Here is a 16,572-nt window from a genome sequence, read left to right as displayed (position 1 = left end):
GCGCCGTGGCGCAATAGGCACAGATCAGGCGTCGCGGGGCTTTCGGGCATCCTTGCGCCGGACATAGAGCACCTTGTGCACCTTCGCGACGACCACGCCGTCGGCATCGACGATATCGGCGTCGTATTCGGGTTCGGTCTTGCCGCCCGCGTCGGTCTCCGCCTTCACGCGGGCGATTTCTTCGGGCGGAATATGAAAGACCGCGCGCACGCTTGACCGGCCGGGCTTCAGGAACTGGATCGACGCCGCCTTGTCCCAGACAATGTAATCGTTGCCCAGCTGCGTCATCATGATCGCGACGAAGAACGGGTCGCACATCATGTAGAGCGAGCCGCCGAAGGCCGTGCCAAAGACGTTCTTGTTCCACCAGCGGTACTTCAGCTCGACCGTGATGGTGTGGACGGTCTTGTCGGTTTCGACAACGCGGATGCCGGCGCCGATCATCGGCGGATAGAGGTTGATCAGCTTGAAACGGTCGGCCTTGGCCATCGCGGTCTCCTTTGAGCGCCTTTTACATGAATGCCGCAAAGGAAAGGCAAGGGAGCAGGGGCACGGCCTGTAACTTTTGTTGGGTGCCTGCGTATTTATGCTAAGGTCGGCGCAATCAGGGAGACGGCATATGAGCGAAACGGCAACCGGCGTGGCGACCGCGGCCCTGGCGCCCGACGATCGGACCAGTGTCTATCCCCTGTGGCTCAGGCTTATGCATTGGGTCAATGCCGTCGCCGTTATTATCCTGATCCTGAGCGGCTGGCGCATCTACGACGCCACGCGCTTCATGTTCGGTTTTACTATCCCGGCCAAGTGGACGCTGGGCGGGTGGCTGGGCGGAGCGCTGCAGTGGCATTTCGCCCTGATGTGGCTGCTGGTCGGCAATGCCCTGGTCTATCTGCTGGTCCATGTGTTCAATGGCCGTTTCCACCGTCAGTTCCTGCCACTGTCGGCCAGCGCCATATGGACGGATTTCAAATCGTTTCTCAGCGGACACCTCAGTCATTCCGACATCCGCCGCTACAACGCCGTGCAAAAGGTAGCCTATCTCTTCGCCATGGCCGATATCGTGGTGCTGGTCCTGTCGGGCCTGGTGCTGTTCAAGTCTGTGCAACTGCCGTGGTTGCGTGAACTGCTGGGCGGCTATGAGTTCGCGCGGCGCATCCACTTCTGGGCGATGGCGTGCATGGTCGGCTTTATCGTCGTGCACGTGGTGATGGCGGTGCTGGTGCCGCGCACCATCCGCGCCATGGTCTGGGGGCGCTGAGATGGACGACGAGATCAGACAGGACAAGGACGCCATCCTCAAGGAGGCCAACGGCCTGCTCAAGGACCCGGCGCGCCGGCGCCTGCTCGGCAATGTGCTGACGCTCGGTGGCCTGTCGCTGGCGACGGGCGTGCTGCTCAAGGACCATAATTCGGTCAAGGACATGCTGACGCGCGTTTCGCGTTTCAACGACAGCGCGCAGGGCCTGCTGTTCCATGAATCGAGCCGCGCCCCGGTCTATACCGAGGCCGACATCACCAACCCGTTTCCGTTCAACGCCTTCTACCGCATAAGCCAGGCGCCGGTCGTCGATCCCGCGACCTACAGGCTGGAACTGTCGGGCAAGATCGCCGATCGCCGGCCGTGGACCTTGCCCATGCTGAATGCCCTGCCGCAGACCTCTCAGATCACGCGCCATATCTGCGTCGAGGGCTGGAGCGCGATCGGCAAATGGGGCGGGGTGCGGTTCTCCGACTTCCTGAAACGCGTCGGCGCCGACACGACATGCAAATATGTCGGTTTCAAATGCGCCGACGGGTACTACACATCGATCGATATGCCGACGGCGCTGCACGACCAGACCCTGCTGACCCTGACCTTCCGCGACCGCGTGCTGCCGGCCTATTACGGCTTTCCGATGAAACTGCGCATGCCGACCAAGCTGGGTTACAAGAACCCCAAGCACATCATGGAAATCTATGTCACCAATGTCTTCCCCGGCGGATACTGGGAAGACCAGGGCTATAACTGGTTTGGGGGGAGTTAGACGCAAACCCCTCCCAATTTCGAATGGCGAGGAGAAAGATATCGCGCGCACCTCTTCGCCCCATCGTTAGATGGGGAGGGGGACCACGAAGTGGTGGAGGGGTATCTTCTTAAGCCATCAAATCCACGAACGCGGCGTTCAGAACGCTAGCCGCATCGTCCGGCGCGATAGACAATAGCAAACCCCGTTGGCCGGCATTGATATAGACGCTGTCGTAAAGCTGCGCCGTCTCGTCGATGGCGGTCGGCACGGTCTTCTTCTGGCCGAAGGGCGAGATACCGCCGACCTTGAACCCTGTCAGCCGCTCGGCGTCGGGCACCTTCATCATATGCGCCGACTTGCCGCCGAAATGGGCTGACAACTTCTTCATGCTGACCTCGCCGTCGGACGGCACGACGACGCAGACGGGCTTGCCGTCAAGCTCGGCCATCAGCGTCTTGAAGGTCTGCGAGGGATCGACGCCCAGCGCCTCGGCGGCCTGCAAACCGACGCGCGGCGCGTCCGGATCGTAGTCGTACGGATGCAGATCGAAGCCGATACCGGCTTTGGCGAGAGCGGCCGTGGCGGGAGTGGTCTTGGACATGGCGTCTTGCTATAGCGGCGGCACATCAAACGCAACAGGGCGGGATCATGAGCACCATCACATTGATCGGACCGGGCGCCATCGGGCTCAGCGTCGCTTCCGGCCTGATGGACGCCGGGCACGACGTGACGTTCGTGGCGCGCCAGCCGTTCGAGACGCTTGACGTTACCAGGCCCGGCGGTGAGGTGCGGTCTCATGCGGCCCGGGTTGTCGAAGCCGCGAATGCGCCGAAATCCGACTGGGTCTTCCTGTGCGTCAAGACCTATCAGGTCGCCTCGGCCGCCGAGGCCCTTAAGGCCGCGGTCGGTCCCGACACCCGCGTCGCCGTGATCCAGAACGGCGTCGAGCACCGCGAAAACGTCGCGCCCTTTATCCACGCGGAAACACCGGTCGTGCCGGTGGTCATCGACCTGCCGGCGTCACGCAGCGCTCCTGGCAAGGCCAGCTTCCGCAATCCGTCCCTGGCCTATGTCGAGGACACAGACGCGGGGCGCGCCTTCCAGACTCTGTTCGCCGGCACCTTTCTCGAGGTCACGGCGACGCCCGACCTTGTTACGCGCATGTGGCGCAAGCTGTGCATCAATGCGCCGGGCGCCGTCCTGTGCCTGACAGGCAAACCGATGGGCGTTTTCCACGAACCCGGCATCGCCGACATCGCGCGCGCAATTCTCAGCGAATGCGTGGCCGTCGGCCGCGCCGCCGGCGCCGAATTCGACGGATCGGTGATCGAAGACCAGATGGCGGCCTTCATGAACGCGCGCCCGGACGACGGCAATTCGATGTTCGACGACTTCAGGGCCGGCCGTCCGATGGAATGGGATGCGCGTAACGGCGTCGTCGCGCGCACGGGCAGACTTTACGGCATTCCGACCCCGGTCAGCGATCTGGTCGTGCCTATCCTGCGGGCTCAGAGCAGTCCGCGATAAAGGCGTCGACCTCGGCTGCGGTGGTCGAAAAGCTGGTGACCAGGCGATAGGCATCCGGGCCGGAATTCGGCCAGGGATAGAAGCGATGACCGCGCGCGAACAGCCGGTCAGCCACAGCCTTGGGCAGGGTGACGAACAGCTCGTTCGCCTCGACCGGATAGAGCAGGCCCGTGCCCGGCAGGCTGATCAGCCCGTCGCGCAGGCGCTGCGCCATGGCGTTGGAATGTCCGCCAAGTGCAATCCAAAGGTCGTTGTCGAGCAGGGCCTGGAGTTGCGCCGAAACATAGCGTGCTTTGGAAGGCAACTGCCCGCCGCGCTTGTGGACATAGGCGAAATCGTCGATCAGCGCCGGATTGAAGATGACCGCGACCTCGGCCAGCATGGCGCCGTTCTTGGTGCCGCCGAAGCTCAGTATGTCGACGCCGGCCTCCGCCGTCACTTCGGCCGGATGGCAGCCGAGGTGCGCCACCGCATTGGCGATGCGCGCCCCGTCCATATGCACGAACATCCCGTAACGCCGGGCGATGTCCGACAGGGCGCGGACCTCGGCCGGGCTGTAGACGGTGCCGAGCTCGGTCGAATTGGTCAGGCTGAGCGCGCGCGGCTTCGAGGTATGCGGCGCGTGATCCAGCGTCTTCTCGATCAGTTCCGCGACGCCGTCAGGCGTCAGCTTACCGTTTTCTCCGTCCAGCCCGACCAACTTGCCGCCGGTAAAGAACTCGGGCAGGCCGCATTCGTCATTGTTGATGTGGGCCTGGCGATGACACAGCACCGACTCGTAGGGCCGGATCATGCGCGCCAAGGCCAGGCCGTTGCACGCCGATCCGTTGAACACGGGGAAGACGGTCAGGTCCGGGCAGCGGAAGACGGAGCGAAAGGTTTCGCGCAGGGTCGCGGTCACCGGATCGTTGCCATAGGCCGGCATGGCGCCGTCATTGACCTCGGTCAGCGCTCTTAGAACGGCAGGATGGACGGGCGCGGTGTTGTCGCTAGCAAAATGAGCCATATCGATGCGTCTGTAACGGAATGAAGATCTTTTTTCTCTTATGACGGCTCGGGCCGCCGGGAAAGGCCGAACCGTGTGATCACGAAAACGATCATCCGAAGTTAACGTGAGAACACAGTTACGTTTTGGACCGCTTTTGCCTGGGCTGTAAGTGCATAAGGACTGTGCGGGCCCGCAGACCGCACCTTTGTGTGCAATGCGGCATGAAGTATTAAGACAAATAAATTCGGTATTAAGACTTTAAACGCTGAAAAGCGTGCAAAGGCGCGGCCAGGCGCGGTTTACCGAGTTTTATACTTATGCTGGTACATCCGGAGGCATGAAAACCCTTCTTGTGCGCTTCGGGCTTGTTTTGCCCTGTCTGTTTGCCGCGTTGCCCGCCGGCGCCGCCAGCCTCAATGTGACCGTTACCGACGCGGCTGGAAAGCCCGTACCGTCGGCCGTGGTCACCTTTGAGACGGGCAAGGGCGGCACGCAGGACAAGTCGGGCAGCTACGTCATGGCGCAGAAGGGCATCAAGTTCGCGCCCTACGTCCTGGCCGTGCCGGTCGGCGCTACGGTCGACTTCCCGAACCAGGACCGGGTCAACCACCACGTCTATTCCTTTTCGCCGGTTCAGCCGTTCCAGTTTCCGCTGTACGGTCCGGGCAAGAAGCGATCCCTGCGTTTCGATCATCCCGGCACGGTCGCCCTGGCCTGCAACATCCACGATTCGATGAGCGCCTATATCCGCGTCGTCGATGCCCCCTATTTCGCCACGACGGACGAGAAGGGGAGGGCATCGCTCGACCTGCCGGCCGACGGCGGCACCCTTGCCGTCTGGCAACCCCAGCTCGACGCGCCGGACCATTCGGTATCGCGTAAGTTCACCATGTCCGCTGGCTCCGCCCAGCAAACCTTCAGCGTCAAGCTGAAGGGCGAAGCCCTGCCGTCCGGCGGGGCCTACTAGAGTAAAAGATTTTCATGGCTTTCAAACGCTTGAGCACAAAACTGGCGGTGATGTACGGCGGGCTGTTCTCCCTGGCCCTGCTTTTGATCGCCTGTGCCTGCTATGTGGCGGTCATTTCCTATGCGCGCGCCTCGGTGCAGCAGGAACTTCAGGCCAATGCCCAGGTCTTCAAGCGCATCTGGACGCTCAATTCCGACGGCCTGCAAACCAATGCAGCGTTGCTGTCGCGTGACTTCGGCTTCCGCCAGGCCCTGGCGACGCACGATACGGCGACCGTGGAGTCGGCCTTCTCCAATCTCCAGTCGCGTCTCAAGGCGCAAAGCGGCGTTATTCTCGGGCCGGACGGCGTGGTCATGGTCGGCGACCAGGGCAGCTTCGGCCAGGCGGCGGCGCAATCGCTGCGTGGCAATGACGGCCTGACGCCGATGTCGGGCATCGTCTCGGTCGACGGCCATCCCTATCAGGCCGTGGCGGCGCCGGTCATGGCGCCCGATCGCCTGGGCTGGGTCGTCTTCGGTTCGCGCCTCGACGCGTCGGAAATGCACAATATGCAGACCCTGTCGGCCCTGCCGATCCAGGCGGCCGTGCTGATGCAGACCCGGGGCGGCCTGTGGCAGGGCCCGGCCGAACAGACGCGCGACTTCAAGACCGACAGTTTAAGCTTCTTCATCGACCAGAGCCTGCTGACCCATTCGGCCAGCATGGTCGATAGCAGCAAGGGTTCGCTGATCGCCGTCGCCACGCCGCTGCCGGCGCTCGACGGCCAGCAGAAGAGCGTGCTGCTGCTGACCTATCCGCTCAGCCAGGCGCTGAAAACCTATCGTACCCTCCTGACGGTGCTGCTCGGTATCGGCGTGCTGGGCCTCGGCTTCGTGGTGGTTGCCTCGCTTTATCTCTCGCGGTCGCTGGTGCGCCCGATACTGGCGCTCAAGGATGCCGCCTTCACGCTGAAGGAGGGCCGCTCCAGCCAGGTCGAGGTCAAGTCCGACGACGAAATGGCGGACCTCGCCCGCGCCTTCAACGCCATGGCCATCTCGATCGAGGACCGTGAGCGCGACATTACGCGCCTGGCCAAGACCGACACCGCCACCGACCTGCCGAACCGCTCGGCCTTCGAAGACTATGTCAGCGCCCTGCGCGAACGCGCCAGCGAAGACATGGTCGTCATCGCCATCGGCATCGAACGCTTCGCCCATATCCGCGCCGTGTGGGGCGTCACCTACGCCCATACCCTGGTGTCGCGCCTGCAATCCGTGCTGACCGGCATTTTCGAGCGTGCCTATGTCGCGCGCCTGTCGCATGACACGCTGGGTCTTACGCTCAACGGCTGCGCCGCTGAACAGGCCCTGCCGCTGGCCCGCGCGATTCTCGCCCGCCTGTCCAAGCGCATCAAGGTCACCGACGACCAGAGCCTCGATGTCGGCGTCACGCTGGGCGTCTATCATATCGGCGCGGCGCACCCGACCGCCGACGAGATGATCGAACGCTCGCTGATCGCACTCGACCAGGCGCGCGCCGCCAAGACCTCGATCGTCGTCTTCGATGCCCGCATCTATTCCGAGCTGGCGGACAACCTGCTGCTCACCGACCAGCTTTACGCGGCGCTTCAGCAGAAGCAGATGCAGGTCTACTACCAGCCCAAGTTCAGCTACCGCGAAGGCCGCATCGGCTCGGCCGAAGCGCTGGTGCGCTGGCAGCATCCGGAACGCGGCTTCGTCTCGCCGCAACGCTTCGTGCGCATAGCCGAGGAAACCGGCTGTATCCGCGACCTGACGCTGCAGGTGCTCAAGACCTGCCTGCACGACCAGAAGCGCCTGCTGGACCAGGGCATAGAGCTCGACATCAGCATCAACTATTCCGGCCGCCTGCTGTCGGACGAACAGTTCAACGCCCAGACCCTGGCCCTGTGCGACCAGGCGGTGGGGCGGATCTGCCTGGAAATCACCGAAACCGCGGTCATCGAGGACCCGGCCATCGGTCTTGCCGCCATCAACACCTTCGTGTCGCACGGCATCGAAATCTCGATCGACGATTTCGGCACCGGCCTGTCGTCCCTGGCCTATCTCAAGCAGATTCCGGCGCACGAACTCAAGATCGACCGCTCCTTCATCATGGAGATCGAAGGCGGCCAGCGCGACGCGCTGCTGGTGCGCTCTACGATCGAAATGGCGCACGGCCTCGGCATGAAGGTCACGGCCGAAGGCGTCGAAACCGGCACGGCCTTCACCCTGCTGCAAGCCATGGGCTGCGATATCGCGCAAGGTTATGGCATCGCGCGCCCGATGGCCTTCGATCTGCTGGTGCCCTTCCTGGAAGACTTCGCCCGCAAGGACGAGCCGGTCGCCGGCGCGACCTTACCCAAAACGCGGAAGGCCGTGGGATGATGCGGGCCGTTCTGCTGGCTACCCTGGTTACCCTGAGCGTAGTTGGCGGCACGGCACGGGCTGAAACCCAATTGTTTGCGCCTGAAAACCTGTCGGCCTGGATGGATGTCCGCGCCGTCTCCGCCGACGGCGAACCGTCGTGGCGGGCGTCCGATGGTAATTTCGGCAAGCTTCGCTACGGAAACGAGACGAAGTTCGACCTGGCCCAGGCGGCGATCAACTGGAAGCCGCGCCTGACGGATACGGTGACGGCCTACGTCCTGGCGCAGTACACGCCCGGCAGCCTGACCGACTTTGGTGTCTCCGAAGCCTTCGTCAAATGGAAGCCGGTGCCGAAATCGGACCTGCGCTGGTCGGTCCGTTTTGGCCAGATGTTTCCGCCGGTCTCGATGGAGCACGACGGCCCGGGCTGGTCGGTGTCACGCACCATTACGCCGTCGGCCATCAACAGCTGGATCGGCGAGGAGGTCCTGGTCGACGCCATGGAACTCAATGTCCGCAAGACCATCCTCGGCCAGGACCTGGCCCTGACCGGCGCCGTCTTCACCGGCAACGATACGGCAGGCACGATTCTTAGCTGGCGCGGCTGGGCGCTGCACGACGTAGCCTCGGACCGTAATTCCCGCCTGCCGCTGCCATCGGGCGACGCCCAGGGCTGGTATCAGTTGTTCGGCGACTACCAGGCCAGTTTCACCGCGCCCATGGCCGAGGTCGACGGCCATGTCGGCGACTATCTGCGCCTCGACTGGCGCCCGCCGGCTCCGGTGGCCTTCAATCTCGAATACTACGCCAACCATGGTGATCCGCAGGCTGTCCGCCATATCCAGTGGGGCTGGGAAACCAAGTTCTGGAACCTGGGCATCCAGGCGAAGCCCGCCGCGCATACCGAGATCCTGGCGCAGTACATGAAGGGCAAGACCGATATGGGCTGGCCCCTGGGCGAAGACGTGTGGGCGGTCGATACCGACTATGACGCCGCTTACCTGCTGCTGTCGCAAGGCCTTGGGGCGGCAAAGCTGACGGGGCGCATCGACTATTTCGCCATCAAGGACAATTCCAAGCGTTCGGTCGACGACAATACCGACAAGGGCTATGCCGCCACGCTTGCCTATCTGCGGCCCGTAAGCGACCACCTCGACCTGGCCATCGAGGCGATGAACGTGCAAAGCAACCACCCGGCGGGCCTGACCCACGCCCTGGCCGGCCATCAAAGCCAGACCCAGCTCCAAATTGCCCTGAAACTGCATATCTGACGGTGCACACATACGGGGCCGGGGCCGAATTATCACGCTAGTTGATAATTATTCTCATTGTCATGATTGCGCCGCAATGCTAAGGCCGCATCATGTCGCTGTTTTCCAATCTCGGTCCCAATTTCTGGCGCATCCAGTTGCGGCAATGGCACTGGATCAGTTCCGCCCTCTGCCTGGCGGGGCTGCTTCTGTTCGCCGCCACGGGCTTTACGCTCAACCATGCCGCCACGCTCGAGGCGAAGCCCAAGACAACGCATGTCGAAAAGACCCTGCCTGCCGGCCTTGCCGCGGCGCTGGCGGGCGCCCGTGACAAACACCCCGTGCCGGCGGCGGTTTCCGCCGCCGTCGAACGGGCGGTCGGCGTCGACATTTCGCGCCGTCCGGCCGATGTGTCCGACGAAGAGATCTATGTCGACCTGGCCACTCCGGGTGTCGATGCGTCGGTGACGCTCGGCCGCGACGGCAGCCTGGTCTATGAACGCACGACACGCGGCGTGGTCGCCGTGCTCAACGACCTGCATAAGGGCCGCCACGCCGGACCGGTCTGGTCGCTCTTCATCGACGTGCTGGCGATCGCCTGCGTCGTTTTCGCGCTGACCGGCCTCGGGCTGCTGTGGCTCTATTCGCGCAACCGCCGCATCACCTGGCCGCTGGTGGCGGCAGGCCTGGCGGCGCCGCTTCTTCTCTATCTTCTCCTCGTTCACGCATAAGGACGTTTCGGATGCTTTCCAAATCCACCTCCGTCTGGGGCGGCGCCCTGATCCTCACGGCCTCGGCTTCGGCCGCGTCCGCCGGTCAGCTGACCGTCGATGTCCAGCTGCCGCAGCAGTCGGTCGCCGAATACCATAAACCCTACGTCGCCGGCTGGATCGAGGACAATACGGGGCAGGCCAGGGCGACGGTCTTCGTCTGGTACGACGTCAAGAAGCGCGAAGGCGGCGGCCTGAAGTACCTCAAGGAACTGCGTACCTGGTGGCGCAAGGCTGGCCGCGACATGACCCTGCCGGCGGACGGCGTGTCGGGCGCCACCCGCGCCCCGGGCCGCCAGACCCTGACGGTCGATACCGCCACGGCGTTGAAAGGGCTGCCGGCAGGCCAGTACAGCCTGGTCGTCGAGGCGTCGCGCGAAGCGGGCGGCCACGACCTGGTTAAGCTGCCGCTGGCCTATGCCCCGGCCAAGCCCGTCACCGTGTCCGGCAAGGGCGACGGCGAGCTGGGCACCGTCACTGTGGCCTATAAGCCGTGACGTGAAGAAACTGCAAATCATTCGCAGAATCTGTTTGCGAATGATTTGCAATGATGTTACCGCAGTTGCGTCATAAAGCGGTGAGAGGCTGATATGAAACGAACCCTGGCATATGCGATCCTGGCGGCGACGCTGATGGGCGCCCCGGCGGCTGAGGCCCACCGCGGCTGGTTGCTGCCCTCGGCCGTGCAGGTCGAAGGCAATGCGCCGTGGGTCACGGTCGACGCCGCCATGTCCGAGACCCTATTCCTGTTCGACTCGTTTCCGCTGCGCTACGACACCGCGACCCTGACCGGTCCGGACGGCAAGGTGACCGTGCTGGATCACCCCGTTGTCGGCCACCTGCGCACCACCTTCGACATCCAGCTGCCGCAGCCCGGCACCTACCGCATAACCGCCGCCAGCGCCGCCGTCATGGGCAGCTACACGCTGAACGGCGAGACCAAGCGCTTCCGCGGCAGCGAAAGCGATGTTCCGGCCGGCGCGGCCGACATCAAGGTCATGCGGATGAACAGCCGCTTCGACACCTTCGTCACCGCCGGCAAGGGCAATGACGCAGCGCTTCAGCCGACCGGCAAGGGCCTTGAAATGGTGCCTGTCACCCATCCCAGCGATCTCGTCACTGACGCGCCCGGCCAGTTCCGCTTCCTGCTCGACGGCAAACCGCTGGCTGGCCTGAAGGTCGCCGTCGTTCCGGGCGGCGCGCGCTATCGCAACGCGCTGAAGGACGTGGCGGCGACGACCGACTCCGACGGTCGGATCACGGTCCAGTGGCCGATGGCCGGCCAGTACCTGATCACCGCCAGCTATCCGCCGCGCGCGGCGGAAGGCGAGGGCGAAAAGGGCGGCGACCAGCCGGCGCGCCGTGACGCCTATTCCGCCACCGTAGACGTTTTACCGAACTGAGCGGCGCTGCTTCCTGCCGCGCTTTTTTTTGACCTGAGAATGCGACTGCTTCGCATTCTTTAAGATCCGGAAACATGGATCGTTGAAAGGATTGACCGATGCCTCTCATCCGCAGCCGCAAGCATAATCCCGGCCGGTACCTGGCCGCCCTGACACTGGCAGGCATGGCCGTGACGGCCGCTGCCCAGGCCGAATCGGCAACGGAAAACGGCGACCACGACAATCCGGTCACCGTGACCGGCCACCATGAGCGCTACAAGTCCGACACGGTCTCGTCGCCGAAGAAGACCGAGGCCCTGGTCGACACGCCGCAGACGGTCAGCGTCATCAGCAAGGAACTGCTTAGCGACCAGAACGCGGTCACCCTGACCGACGCCCTGCGCAATACGCCGGGCATCACCATGCAGCTGGGCGAAAACGGTTCGACCTCGGCCGGCGACACCTTTCAGCTGCGCGGCTTTTCGGCGCAGAGCTCGATCTATCTCGACGGTATCCGCGACCTGGGCGCCGTGTCGCGCGACGTCTTCAACGTCGAACAGGTCGAAGTCGCCAAGGGCCCGGCGGGCGCCGAAGGCGGCCGCGGCTCGTCGGCCGGCTATATCAACCTGGTATCGAAGCGGCCCTACCTGGAGACCCGCAACCATGCGACCGTTTCGGGGTATTCCGATGGCGGCCTGCGCGCGTCCGTCGACTCGAATGTCCGCCTGGGCAAGACCTCGGGCTTCCGCCTGAATATCATGGACCAGGACGTCGACGTCCCGGGCCGCGACTATGTCAAGAATTCCGGTTACGGAGTTGCGCCGGCCTACGGCCTGGGTATCGGCACCGACACGCGCTTCTACCTGCTGGGGCAGGTCGTGCAGCAGAAGAACCTGCCCGACGGCGGCCTGCCGGTCGTGGGTCTGGCCGGCTATCACAGCAACGCCACGCAGCCGACGCCGGCAGTCATTTCCAACGCCCAGCTGGCCCTTAACAACGCGGCCCTGTCGGCGGCGGCCCCGGTCGACAGCCGCAACTTCTACGGCAGCCCGAACGACTATGAAAAGGTCGACGCGGCCATGGCCACCTCGATCATCGAGCACGACTTCGCCGATGGCGTCCATCTGGTCAACACGACACGCTACGGCCAGACCAGCATGGATCGCGTCCTGACGGGCGTCAACGGCACCAATGCAGCTGCCGCGTCCTTCAATCCGGCCGATCCGTCCACCTGGGCGGTGACGCGCTCGCGGCAGCGCGTCGACCAGGACAACCGGATACTGGCCAGCGCCACCAACCTGACGGCCAGCCTGGACTGGGGTTCGTGGACTCACGACGTGTCGGCCGGCCTCGAGCTGACTTACGAAGAGCAGCAGACCAAAACCTACGGGACGACCGGCCTGGTTATCCCGGCGGCCAGCCTTTACCATCCCAACGTCAACGACACCCTGCCGGTGCCGGTCGCGACCGGCGCGGCCACCGACGGCGATACCACGACCGTCGCGGGCTATGTCTTCGACACGGCCAAGCATGGCCCGTGGCTGCTGAGCGCCGGCCTGCGCCTCGACACCTATACCATCCACACCAACAACACCGCTGCCACCGGCGCCACGGCCATAGCGCCGCTCAAGGACAGCCGCACCATCGCCAGCTGGAATATCGGCGCGGTCTACAAGCCGCGCAGGAACGGCAGCGTCTACATCTCGTACGCCACCTCGCTGACCCCGCCGGGCGGCAGCAATTTCCAGCTTTCGTCCACGGCGGGAAACCTGGCCAACGCGGCGCTCGATCCGACCGAAACCGATAATTTCGAAATCGGGACCAAGTGGGACGTCTTCCGCGATCACCTGTCGCTGACCGCGGCCTGGTACAATACCCAGGCGAAGAACGAAATTTCCCTGCAGGACCCGGTGACCCTGTTGTACGCCCAGATCGGCAAGCGCGAAGTCAGCGGCATCGAACTGGGCGCCGTCGGCCAGCTGTCGCCGAAATGGACCGTTTCGGCCGGCGTGCAGACCATGCATACCGAAATCAAGCAAGGATCCACCGGCAATAACGCCCAGGGCGCGGCGACGCGCTGGTCGCCCGACCTGACCGCGACGGTCTGGACGACCTACAAGGTCACCAAAAGACTGACGGTCGGCGGCGGCGCGTCCTACACCTCGGACCAGCTGCTGGTCGTCAACCCGGAAACGGACCTGTCGACCTATAACGGCCTGCCGAAAATCCCGTCCTTCGTGGTCGCCAACGCCATGGCCAGCTACGACCTGACGCGCCGCATCGAACTGCAACTCAATGTCTACAACCTATTCGACGAAAACTACATCCAGTCGCTCAACAACGGCGGCTCGCGTGTCACCAAGGGGCAGCCGCGCACGGCGACGCTGACGGCGCACCTGCGCTTCTGATCCGCCGCACGACCGAATGTCGCGCCCGCCCTTGCTATGCAAACGGCGGGCGCTGGCCTAAGTATGGGTAAGGAGTTCCGTCATGATGCTTCATATACCCGGCGTGCTGAGCCGACAGGCCGTTGCCGACATCCGCGCCGTGCTCAGGGACGCGCAATGGACCGACGGACGCCACACGACCGGCGCCCAGGCCGCCGGCCAGAAGCGGAACTACCAGCTGCCTGTGCTGGCGCCCGAGGCGCAGGGCCTGGCCGATACGGTGCGGGCGGCGCTGCTGGCCCACCCGCTGTTCCAGTCTGCTGCGCTGCCGCATACGGTGCTGACGCCGCGCTTCAACGCCTATGAAGGCGGTGGCCATTTCGGCAATCACGTCGACGGCGCCATCCAGGCCGATCCGGTGACTGGGGCCAAGGTTCGCACCGATATCTCCGCGACCGTCTTTCTCAGCGATCCGGAGGACTATGACGGTGGTGAACTGGTTGTCGAAGACACCTACGGGGCGCACGAGGTCAAGCTGCCGGCCGGCGATGCGATCCTGTATCCCGCGACCAGCGTCCATCGCGTCGAGCCGGTAAGCCGCGGCATACGCCTGGCAGCCTTTACGTGGACGCAGAGCCTGGTGGCCGACGGCCAGCGGCGGCAGATGCTGTTCGACCTCGACATGACCATTGTCAGGCTGCGGGGACGGGAAGCGGACAGCGACGAAGTGGTTGCGCTGACGAGCCACTATCACAACCTGATTCGGCAGTGGGCCCAGGTCTGAGGAGGGCTCAAAACGAAAGAACCGGGACTGTGGATTGTGATCCAGCAGGTCCCGGCTCTTTGGGCTTTGTGTTACGTCTGGCAGGTAACGGGTTGACTATAGCGGCGGGGGCCTAAGGGGAAAATCGGGAAACCGGGGCGAGTTGTAAGGAAGGCGTAAGGAGAGGGGTGATTCGCCCGGAGGTCGAGGGGAGCGGCTTTGGAGGCCGTGATTTCGAGCCTCGTCACCCCTCTTTATTCTTGCGGGTTCAAGTTCCCAGCCTCGAAGCCATCAAAAAACCGGCCCTTTTGGGGCCGGTTTTTTGATGGCGGAGAGGGTGGGATTCGAACCCACGATAGAGTTGCCCCTATGCCGCATTTCGAGTGCGGTGCTTTCGACCACTCAGCCACCTCTCCGTGTATCAGAAGTTGCTTTCCAGGTCCGGAAACCGGACAAGGGGTCGTGAGGAGGCGTGTACCTACTCAGGCGAAGGCCGCAGTGCAAGCCCTTTTGTGAGTTTTATGGTTTTTTTATTCGACTTTTTGGGCCGGGCATGGATTTTTTACCGCCCGGCAAGGCCTAAATGCGGCGATGTGATGGCAAAATTCGTCAGCGTGTCTTTCAGGTGTCAGGTCTCGCTAAAGCGGAGAATAATGTCCACATTTTTAACCAAAGGCGTATTTGGGTGCTTTGCAAAATGGCTTCCTGACGCTATGAAAGCCGGTACCTTATGTGTAGTCGCTAATCACGGCTGCGCGTTTGATGGCCAAGAGAGGGCAAGAACATGAAACTCAATTTGCTGGCGGGCGTCGCGCTTGCCGCAATGGCTGTGGCGACTGCCGCTGCAGCCGAACAACCTACGGGGTGGTACGGCGCCATTGACGCCGGCTACAACTCGATGGACGGCTGGAAGGCCCGTTCGACCGGCAACATGCCGGACGGCGGCCCGTTCGTTTACAACGTCTCGACCAAGGAAGACTGGGCTGGTTTTGCTCGCCTCGGCTATCGCTACAGCCCCAACTGGCGCGTTGAGTTCGAGGGCGGCTACCGTCCGGGCGACGTCGACTCGGCCATTGGCTTCCCGCGCGTCTATCCGACGAGCGGCGGCAACACCCTGCCGACCGCCCTCTGCACCCCGGGCGTGATCCGCACGGCTTCGGATCCGTGCGGTCATCCGAACGGCTCGCTGAACCAGTCGTCGCTGTTCGTCAACCTGTACTATGACATCCTGCCGGAGTCGTCGTTCCATCCGTTCATCGGTGCCGGTGTCGGTCTCGACCACGTCCGCGCCAAGATGATCGGCCAGTATTCGACCAACCCGGGCGGTCGCATCGACCACCTGACGATCCGCGGCAGCGACACCGTCGCCGCCTATCAGCTCCTGGCCGGCATGGCCTGGGCCGTTTCGGATCGCCTGAGCGTCGACCTGACCTACCGTTACACCGGTGCGGAAAAGGCTTCGTTCGACACCATCTCGAACAACGGCGTTTCCGATTCGCCGTGGCAACCGGGCACCTTCTCGGGCAAGCTGAGCGATCAAACCGTCTCGGTCGGCCTGCGCTGGACCTTCGGCCATGAGGCGCCTCCGCCTCCCCCGCCGCCTCCGCCCCCGCCGCCGCCTCCTCCGCCCCCGCCGCCTCCGCCTCCGCCGCCTCCCCCGCCGCCGCCTCCGCCGGCTTATGAGGCCCGCGAATTCATCGTCTACTTTGAATTCGACAAGTCGGACCTCACCAGCGACGCTCAGGCGGTTGTCCAGGCTGCGGCTGACTACGCCAAAGCTGGCAACGCTGCCCGCATCGTCGTCGTCGGTCACACCGACACCTCGGGTTCGGCCGCTTACAACATCAAGCTGTCGGAACGCCGCGCCAAGACCGTCGCTGACGCCCTCGCGGGCCAAGGCGTCGATGGTTCGAAGCTGGCGGTCGACTGGAAGGGCGAGTCCCAACCGGCAGTCGCTACCGGCGACGGCGTGAAGGAACCGCTGAACCGTCGTTCGACGATCGACATCACGTTCTAAGCCTTTTAGAACCTTGTCAAAACAGAAGCCCGGCCTGTCATCAGGCCGGGCTTTTTGTTTGTAACAGGATGTTTCGCGGCGCAGCGAAAATGTGTTGAAACGGCTACATTTTTTATTTGAACCGGAAGATTTAGGTTCGGTTGATACCG

Annotated in this window: 15 protein-coding genes and 1 tRNA gene; 12 read left to right on the top strand and 4 right to left on the bottom strand. The window is 63.6% G+C overall.

Translation table 11 applies throughout. The features are described 5' to 3' along the window. Window positions 1–24 precede the first annotated feature (24 nt). Window positions 25–489 (bottom strand): DUF4442 domain-containing protein, encoded by a 465-nt coding sequence (locus AB8717_RS16630; RefSeq protein ID WP_443748431.1) that lies wholly within the window; start codon window positions 487–489, stop codon window positions 25–27. Between the two features lie 130 nt (window positions 490–619). Here AB8717_RS16630 and AB8717_RS16625 point away from each other — a divergent pair, with 130 nt between their 5' ends. Beyond that, window positions 620–1,258 carry a cytochrome b/b6 domain-containing protein gene (locus tag AB8717_RS16625; protein WP_443748430.1) on the top strand — a complete coding sequence of 213 codons (639 nt, stop codon included), beginning with the start codon at window positions 620–622 and terminating at the stop codon, window positions 1,256–1,258. A 1-nt stretch (window position 1,259) separates the two neighbouring features. After that, window positions 1,260–2,024 carry a molybdopterin-dependent oxidoreductase gene (locus tag AB8717_RS16620; protein WP_443748429.1) on the top strand — a complete coding sequence of 255 codons (765 nt, stop codon included), beginning with the start codon at window positions 1,260–1,262 and terminating at the stop codon, window positions 2,022–2,024. A gap of 109 nt (window positions 2,025–2,133) precedes the next feature. Here the strand turns inward: AB8717_RS16620 and ybaK are convergent, their stop codons facing one another. Then, on the bottom strand, window positions 2,134–2,607 hold the full coding sequence (gene ybaK / locus AB8717_RS16615) for a Cys-tRNA(Pro) deacylase (protein ID WP_443748428.1): 474 nt from the start codon (window positions 2,605–2,607) through the stop codon (window positions 2,134–2,136). 47 nt (window positions 2,608–2,654) lie between these two features. Between ybaK and AB8717_RS16610 the strand changes: the two genes are divergently transcribed. Next, on the top strand, window positions 2,655–3,533 hold the full coding sequence (locus AB8717_RS16610; RefSeq protein WP_443748427.1) for a 2-dehydropantoate 2-reductase: 879 nt from the start codon (window positions 2,655–2,657) through the stop codon (window positions 3,531–3,533). Here the strand turns inward: AB8717_RS16610 and AB8717_RS16605 are convergent. Next, entirely contained in the window at window positions 3,502–4,539 is a 1,038-nt protein-coding gene (locus AB8717_RS16605) for a threonine aldolase family protein (protein ID WP_443748426.1), read from the bottom strand. The genes AB8717_RS16610 and AB8717_RS16605 overlap by 32 nt on opposite strands. Before the next feature lie 319 nt (window positions 4,540–4,858). On the opposite strand from AB8717_RS16605, the gene AB8717_RS16600 reads away from it, so the two are divergent. The 8 genes from AB8717_RS16600 to AB8717_RS16565 all read left to right on the top strand — a co-directional run bounded on the left by AB8717_RS16600 (window position 4,859) and on the right by AB8717_RS16565 (window position 14,427). Next, complete coding sequence (locus tag AB8717_RS16600) at window positions 4,859–5,488, top strand: hypothetical protein (protein WP_443748425.1); 630 nt, start codon at window positions 4,859–4,861, stop codon at window positions 5,486–5,488. 14 nt (window positions 5,489–5,502) lie between these two features. Further along, window positions 5,503–7,872 carry a putative bifunctional diguanylate cyclase/phosphodiesterase gene (locus AB8717_RS16595; protein ID WP_443748424.1) on the top strand — a complete coding sequence of 790 codons (2,370 nt, stop codon included), beginning with the start codon at window positions 5,503–5,505 and terminating at the stop codon, window positions 7,870–7,872. After that, window positions 7,869–9,125 carry a hypothetical protein gene (locus AB8717_RS16590; protein ID WP_443748423.1) on the top strand — a complete coding sequence of 419 codons (1,257 nt, stop codon included), beginning with the start codon at window positions 7,869–7,871 and terminating at the stop codon, window positions 9,123–9,125. The genes AB8717_RS16595 and AB8717_RS16590 overlap by 4 nt, the downstream gene beginning before the upstream one ends. A 92-nt stretch (window positions 9,126–9,217) precedes the next feature. After that, window positions 9,218–9,835, top strand: a complete 618-nt coding sequence (locus AB8717_RS16585) for a PepSY-associated TM helix domain-containing protein (RefSeq protein WP_443748422.1) — start codon at window positions 9,218–9,220, stop codon at window positions 9,833–9,835. Window positions 9,836–9,846: 11 nt separating this feature from the next. Continuing rightward, window positions 9,847–10,371 (top strand): DUF2271 domain-containing protein, encoded by a 525-nt coding sequence (locus tag AB8717_RS16580; protein ID WP_443748421.1) that lies wholly within the window; start codon window positions 9,847–9,849, stop codon window positions 10,369–10,371. Window positions 10,372–10,464: 93 nt separating this feature from the next. Then, window positions 10,465–11,277, top strand: a complete 813-nt coding sequence (locus AB8717_RS16575) for a DUF4198 domain-containing protein (protein ID WP_443748420.1) — start codon at window positions 10,465–10,467, stop codon at window positions 11,275–11,277. Window positions 11,278–11,375: 98 nt separating this feature from the next. Beyond that, a complete protein-coding gene (locus AB8717_RS16570; RefSeq protein ID WP_443748419.1) occupies window positions 11,376–13,664 on the top strand; it encodes a catecholate siderophore receptor Fiu in 2,289 nt (762 codons plus the stop codon). Window positions 13,665–13,746: 82 nt separating this feature from the next. Continuing rightward, window positions 13,747–14,427: a Fe2+-dependent dioxygenase gene (locus AB8717_RS16565; protein ID WP_443748418.1), complete on the top strand. Its 681-nt coding sequence runs from the start codon at window positions 13,747–13,749 to the stop codon at window positions 14,425–14,427. A 305-nt stretch (window positions 14,428–14,732) separates the two neighbouring features. On the opposite strand, the gene AB8717_RS16560 is transcribed toward AB8717_RS16565, so the two are convergent. Next, window positions 14,733–14,822, bottom strand: a tRNA-Ser gene (locus AB8717_RS16560). Window positions 14,823–15,190: 368 nt separating this feature from the next. Here AB8717_RS16560 and AB8717_RS16555 point away from each other — a divergent pair. Then, on the top strand, window positions 15,191–16,423 hold the full coding sequence (locus tag AB8717_RS16555) for an OmpA family protein (protein ID WP_443748417.1): 1,233 nt from the start codon (window positions 15,191–15,193) through the stop codon (window positions 16,421–16,423). Window positions 16,424–16,572 lie beyond the last annotated feature (149 nt).

This window comes from Asticcacaulis solisilvae (genome assembly GCF_052327315.1).
GTDB classification, from domain to species: Bacteria; Pseudomonadota; Alphaproteobacteria; order Caulobacterales; family Caulobacteraceae; genus Asticcacaulis; species Asticcacaulis solisilvae_B.
The sequence above is the reverse complement of the archived record's forward strand: the minus strand, read 5'-3'. Positions and strand labels throughout refer to the sequence as shown.

Bases quoted from the DNA above. Each gene is read 5' to 3' on its own strand.
- AB8717_RS16630 (WP_443748431.1), bottom strand. From the start codon at position 489: ATGGCCAAGGCCGACCGTTTCAAGCTGATCAACCTCTATCCGCCGATG.
- AB8717_RS16625 (WP_443748430.1), top strand. From the start codon at position 620: ATGAGCGAAACGGCAACCGGCGTGGCGACCGCGGCCCTGGCGCCCGAC.
- AB8717_RS16620 (WP_443748429.1), top strand. From the start codon at position 1,260: ATGGACGACGAGATCAGACAGGACAAGGACGCCATCCTCAAGGAGGCC.
- ybaK (WP_443748428.1), bottom strand. From the start codon at position 2,607: ATGTCCAAGACCACTCCCGCCACGGCCGCTCTCGCCAAAGCCGGTATC.
- AB8717_RS16610 (WP_443748427.1), top strand. From the start codon at position 2,655: ATGAGCACCATCACATTGATCGGACCGGGCGCCATCGGGCTCAGCGTC.
- AB8717_RS16605 (WP_443748426.1), bottom strand. From the start codon at position 4,539: ATGGCTCATTTTGCTAGCGACAACACCGCGCCCGTCCATCCTGCCGTT.
- AB8717_RS16600 (WP_443748425.1), top strand. From the start codon at position 4,859: ATGAAAACCCTTCTTGTGCGCTTCGGGCTTGTTTTGCCCTGTCTGTTT.
- AB8717_RS16595 (WP_443748424.1), top strand. From the start codon at position 5,503: ATGGCTTTCAAACGCTTGAGCACAAAACTGGCGGTGATGTACGGCGGG.
- AB8717_RS16590 (WP_443748423.1), top strand. From the start codon at position 7,869: ATGATGCGGGCCGTTCTGCTGGCTACCCTGGTTACCCTGAGCGTAGTT.
- AB8717_RS16585 (WP_443748422.1), top strand. From the start codon at position 9,218: ATGTCGCTGTTTTCCAATCTCGGTCCCAATTTCTGGCGCATCCAGTTG.
- AB8717_RS16580 (WP_443748421.1), top strand. From the start codon at position 9,847: ATGCTTTCCAAATCCACCTCCGTCTGGGGCGGCGCCCTGATCCTCACG.
- AB8717_RS16575 (WP_443748420.1), top strand. From the start codon at position 10,465: ATGAAACGAACCCTGGCATATGCGATCCTGGCGGCGACGCTGATGGGC.
- AB8717_RS16570 (WP_443748419.1), top strand. From the start codon at position 11,376: ATGCCTCTCATCCGCAGCCGCAAGCATAATCCCGGCCGGTACCTGGCC.
- AB8717_RS16565 (WP_443748418.1), top strand. From the start codon at position 13,747: ATGATGCTTCATATACCCGGCGTGCTGAGCCGACAGGCCGTTGCCGAC.
- AB8717_RS16555 (WP_443748417.1), top strand. From the start codon at position 15,191: ATGAAACTCAATTTGCTGGCGGGCGTCGCGCTTGCCGCAATGGCTGTG.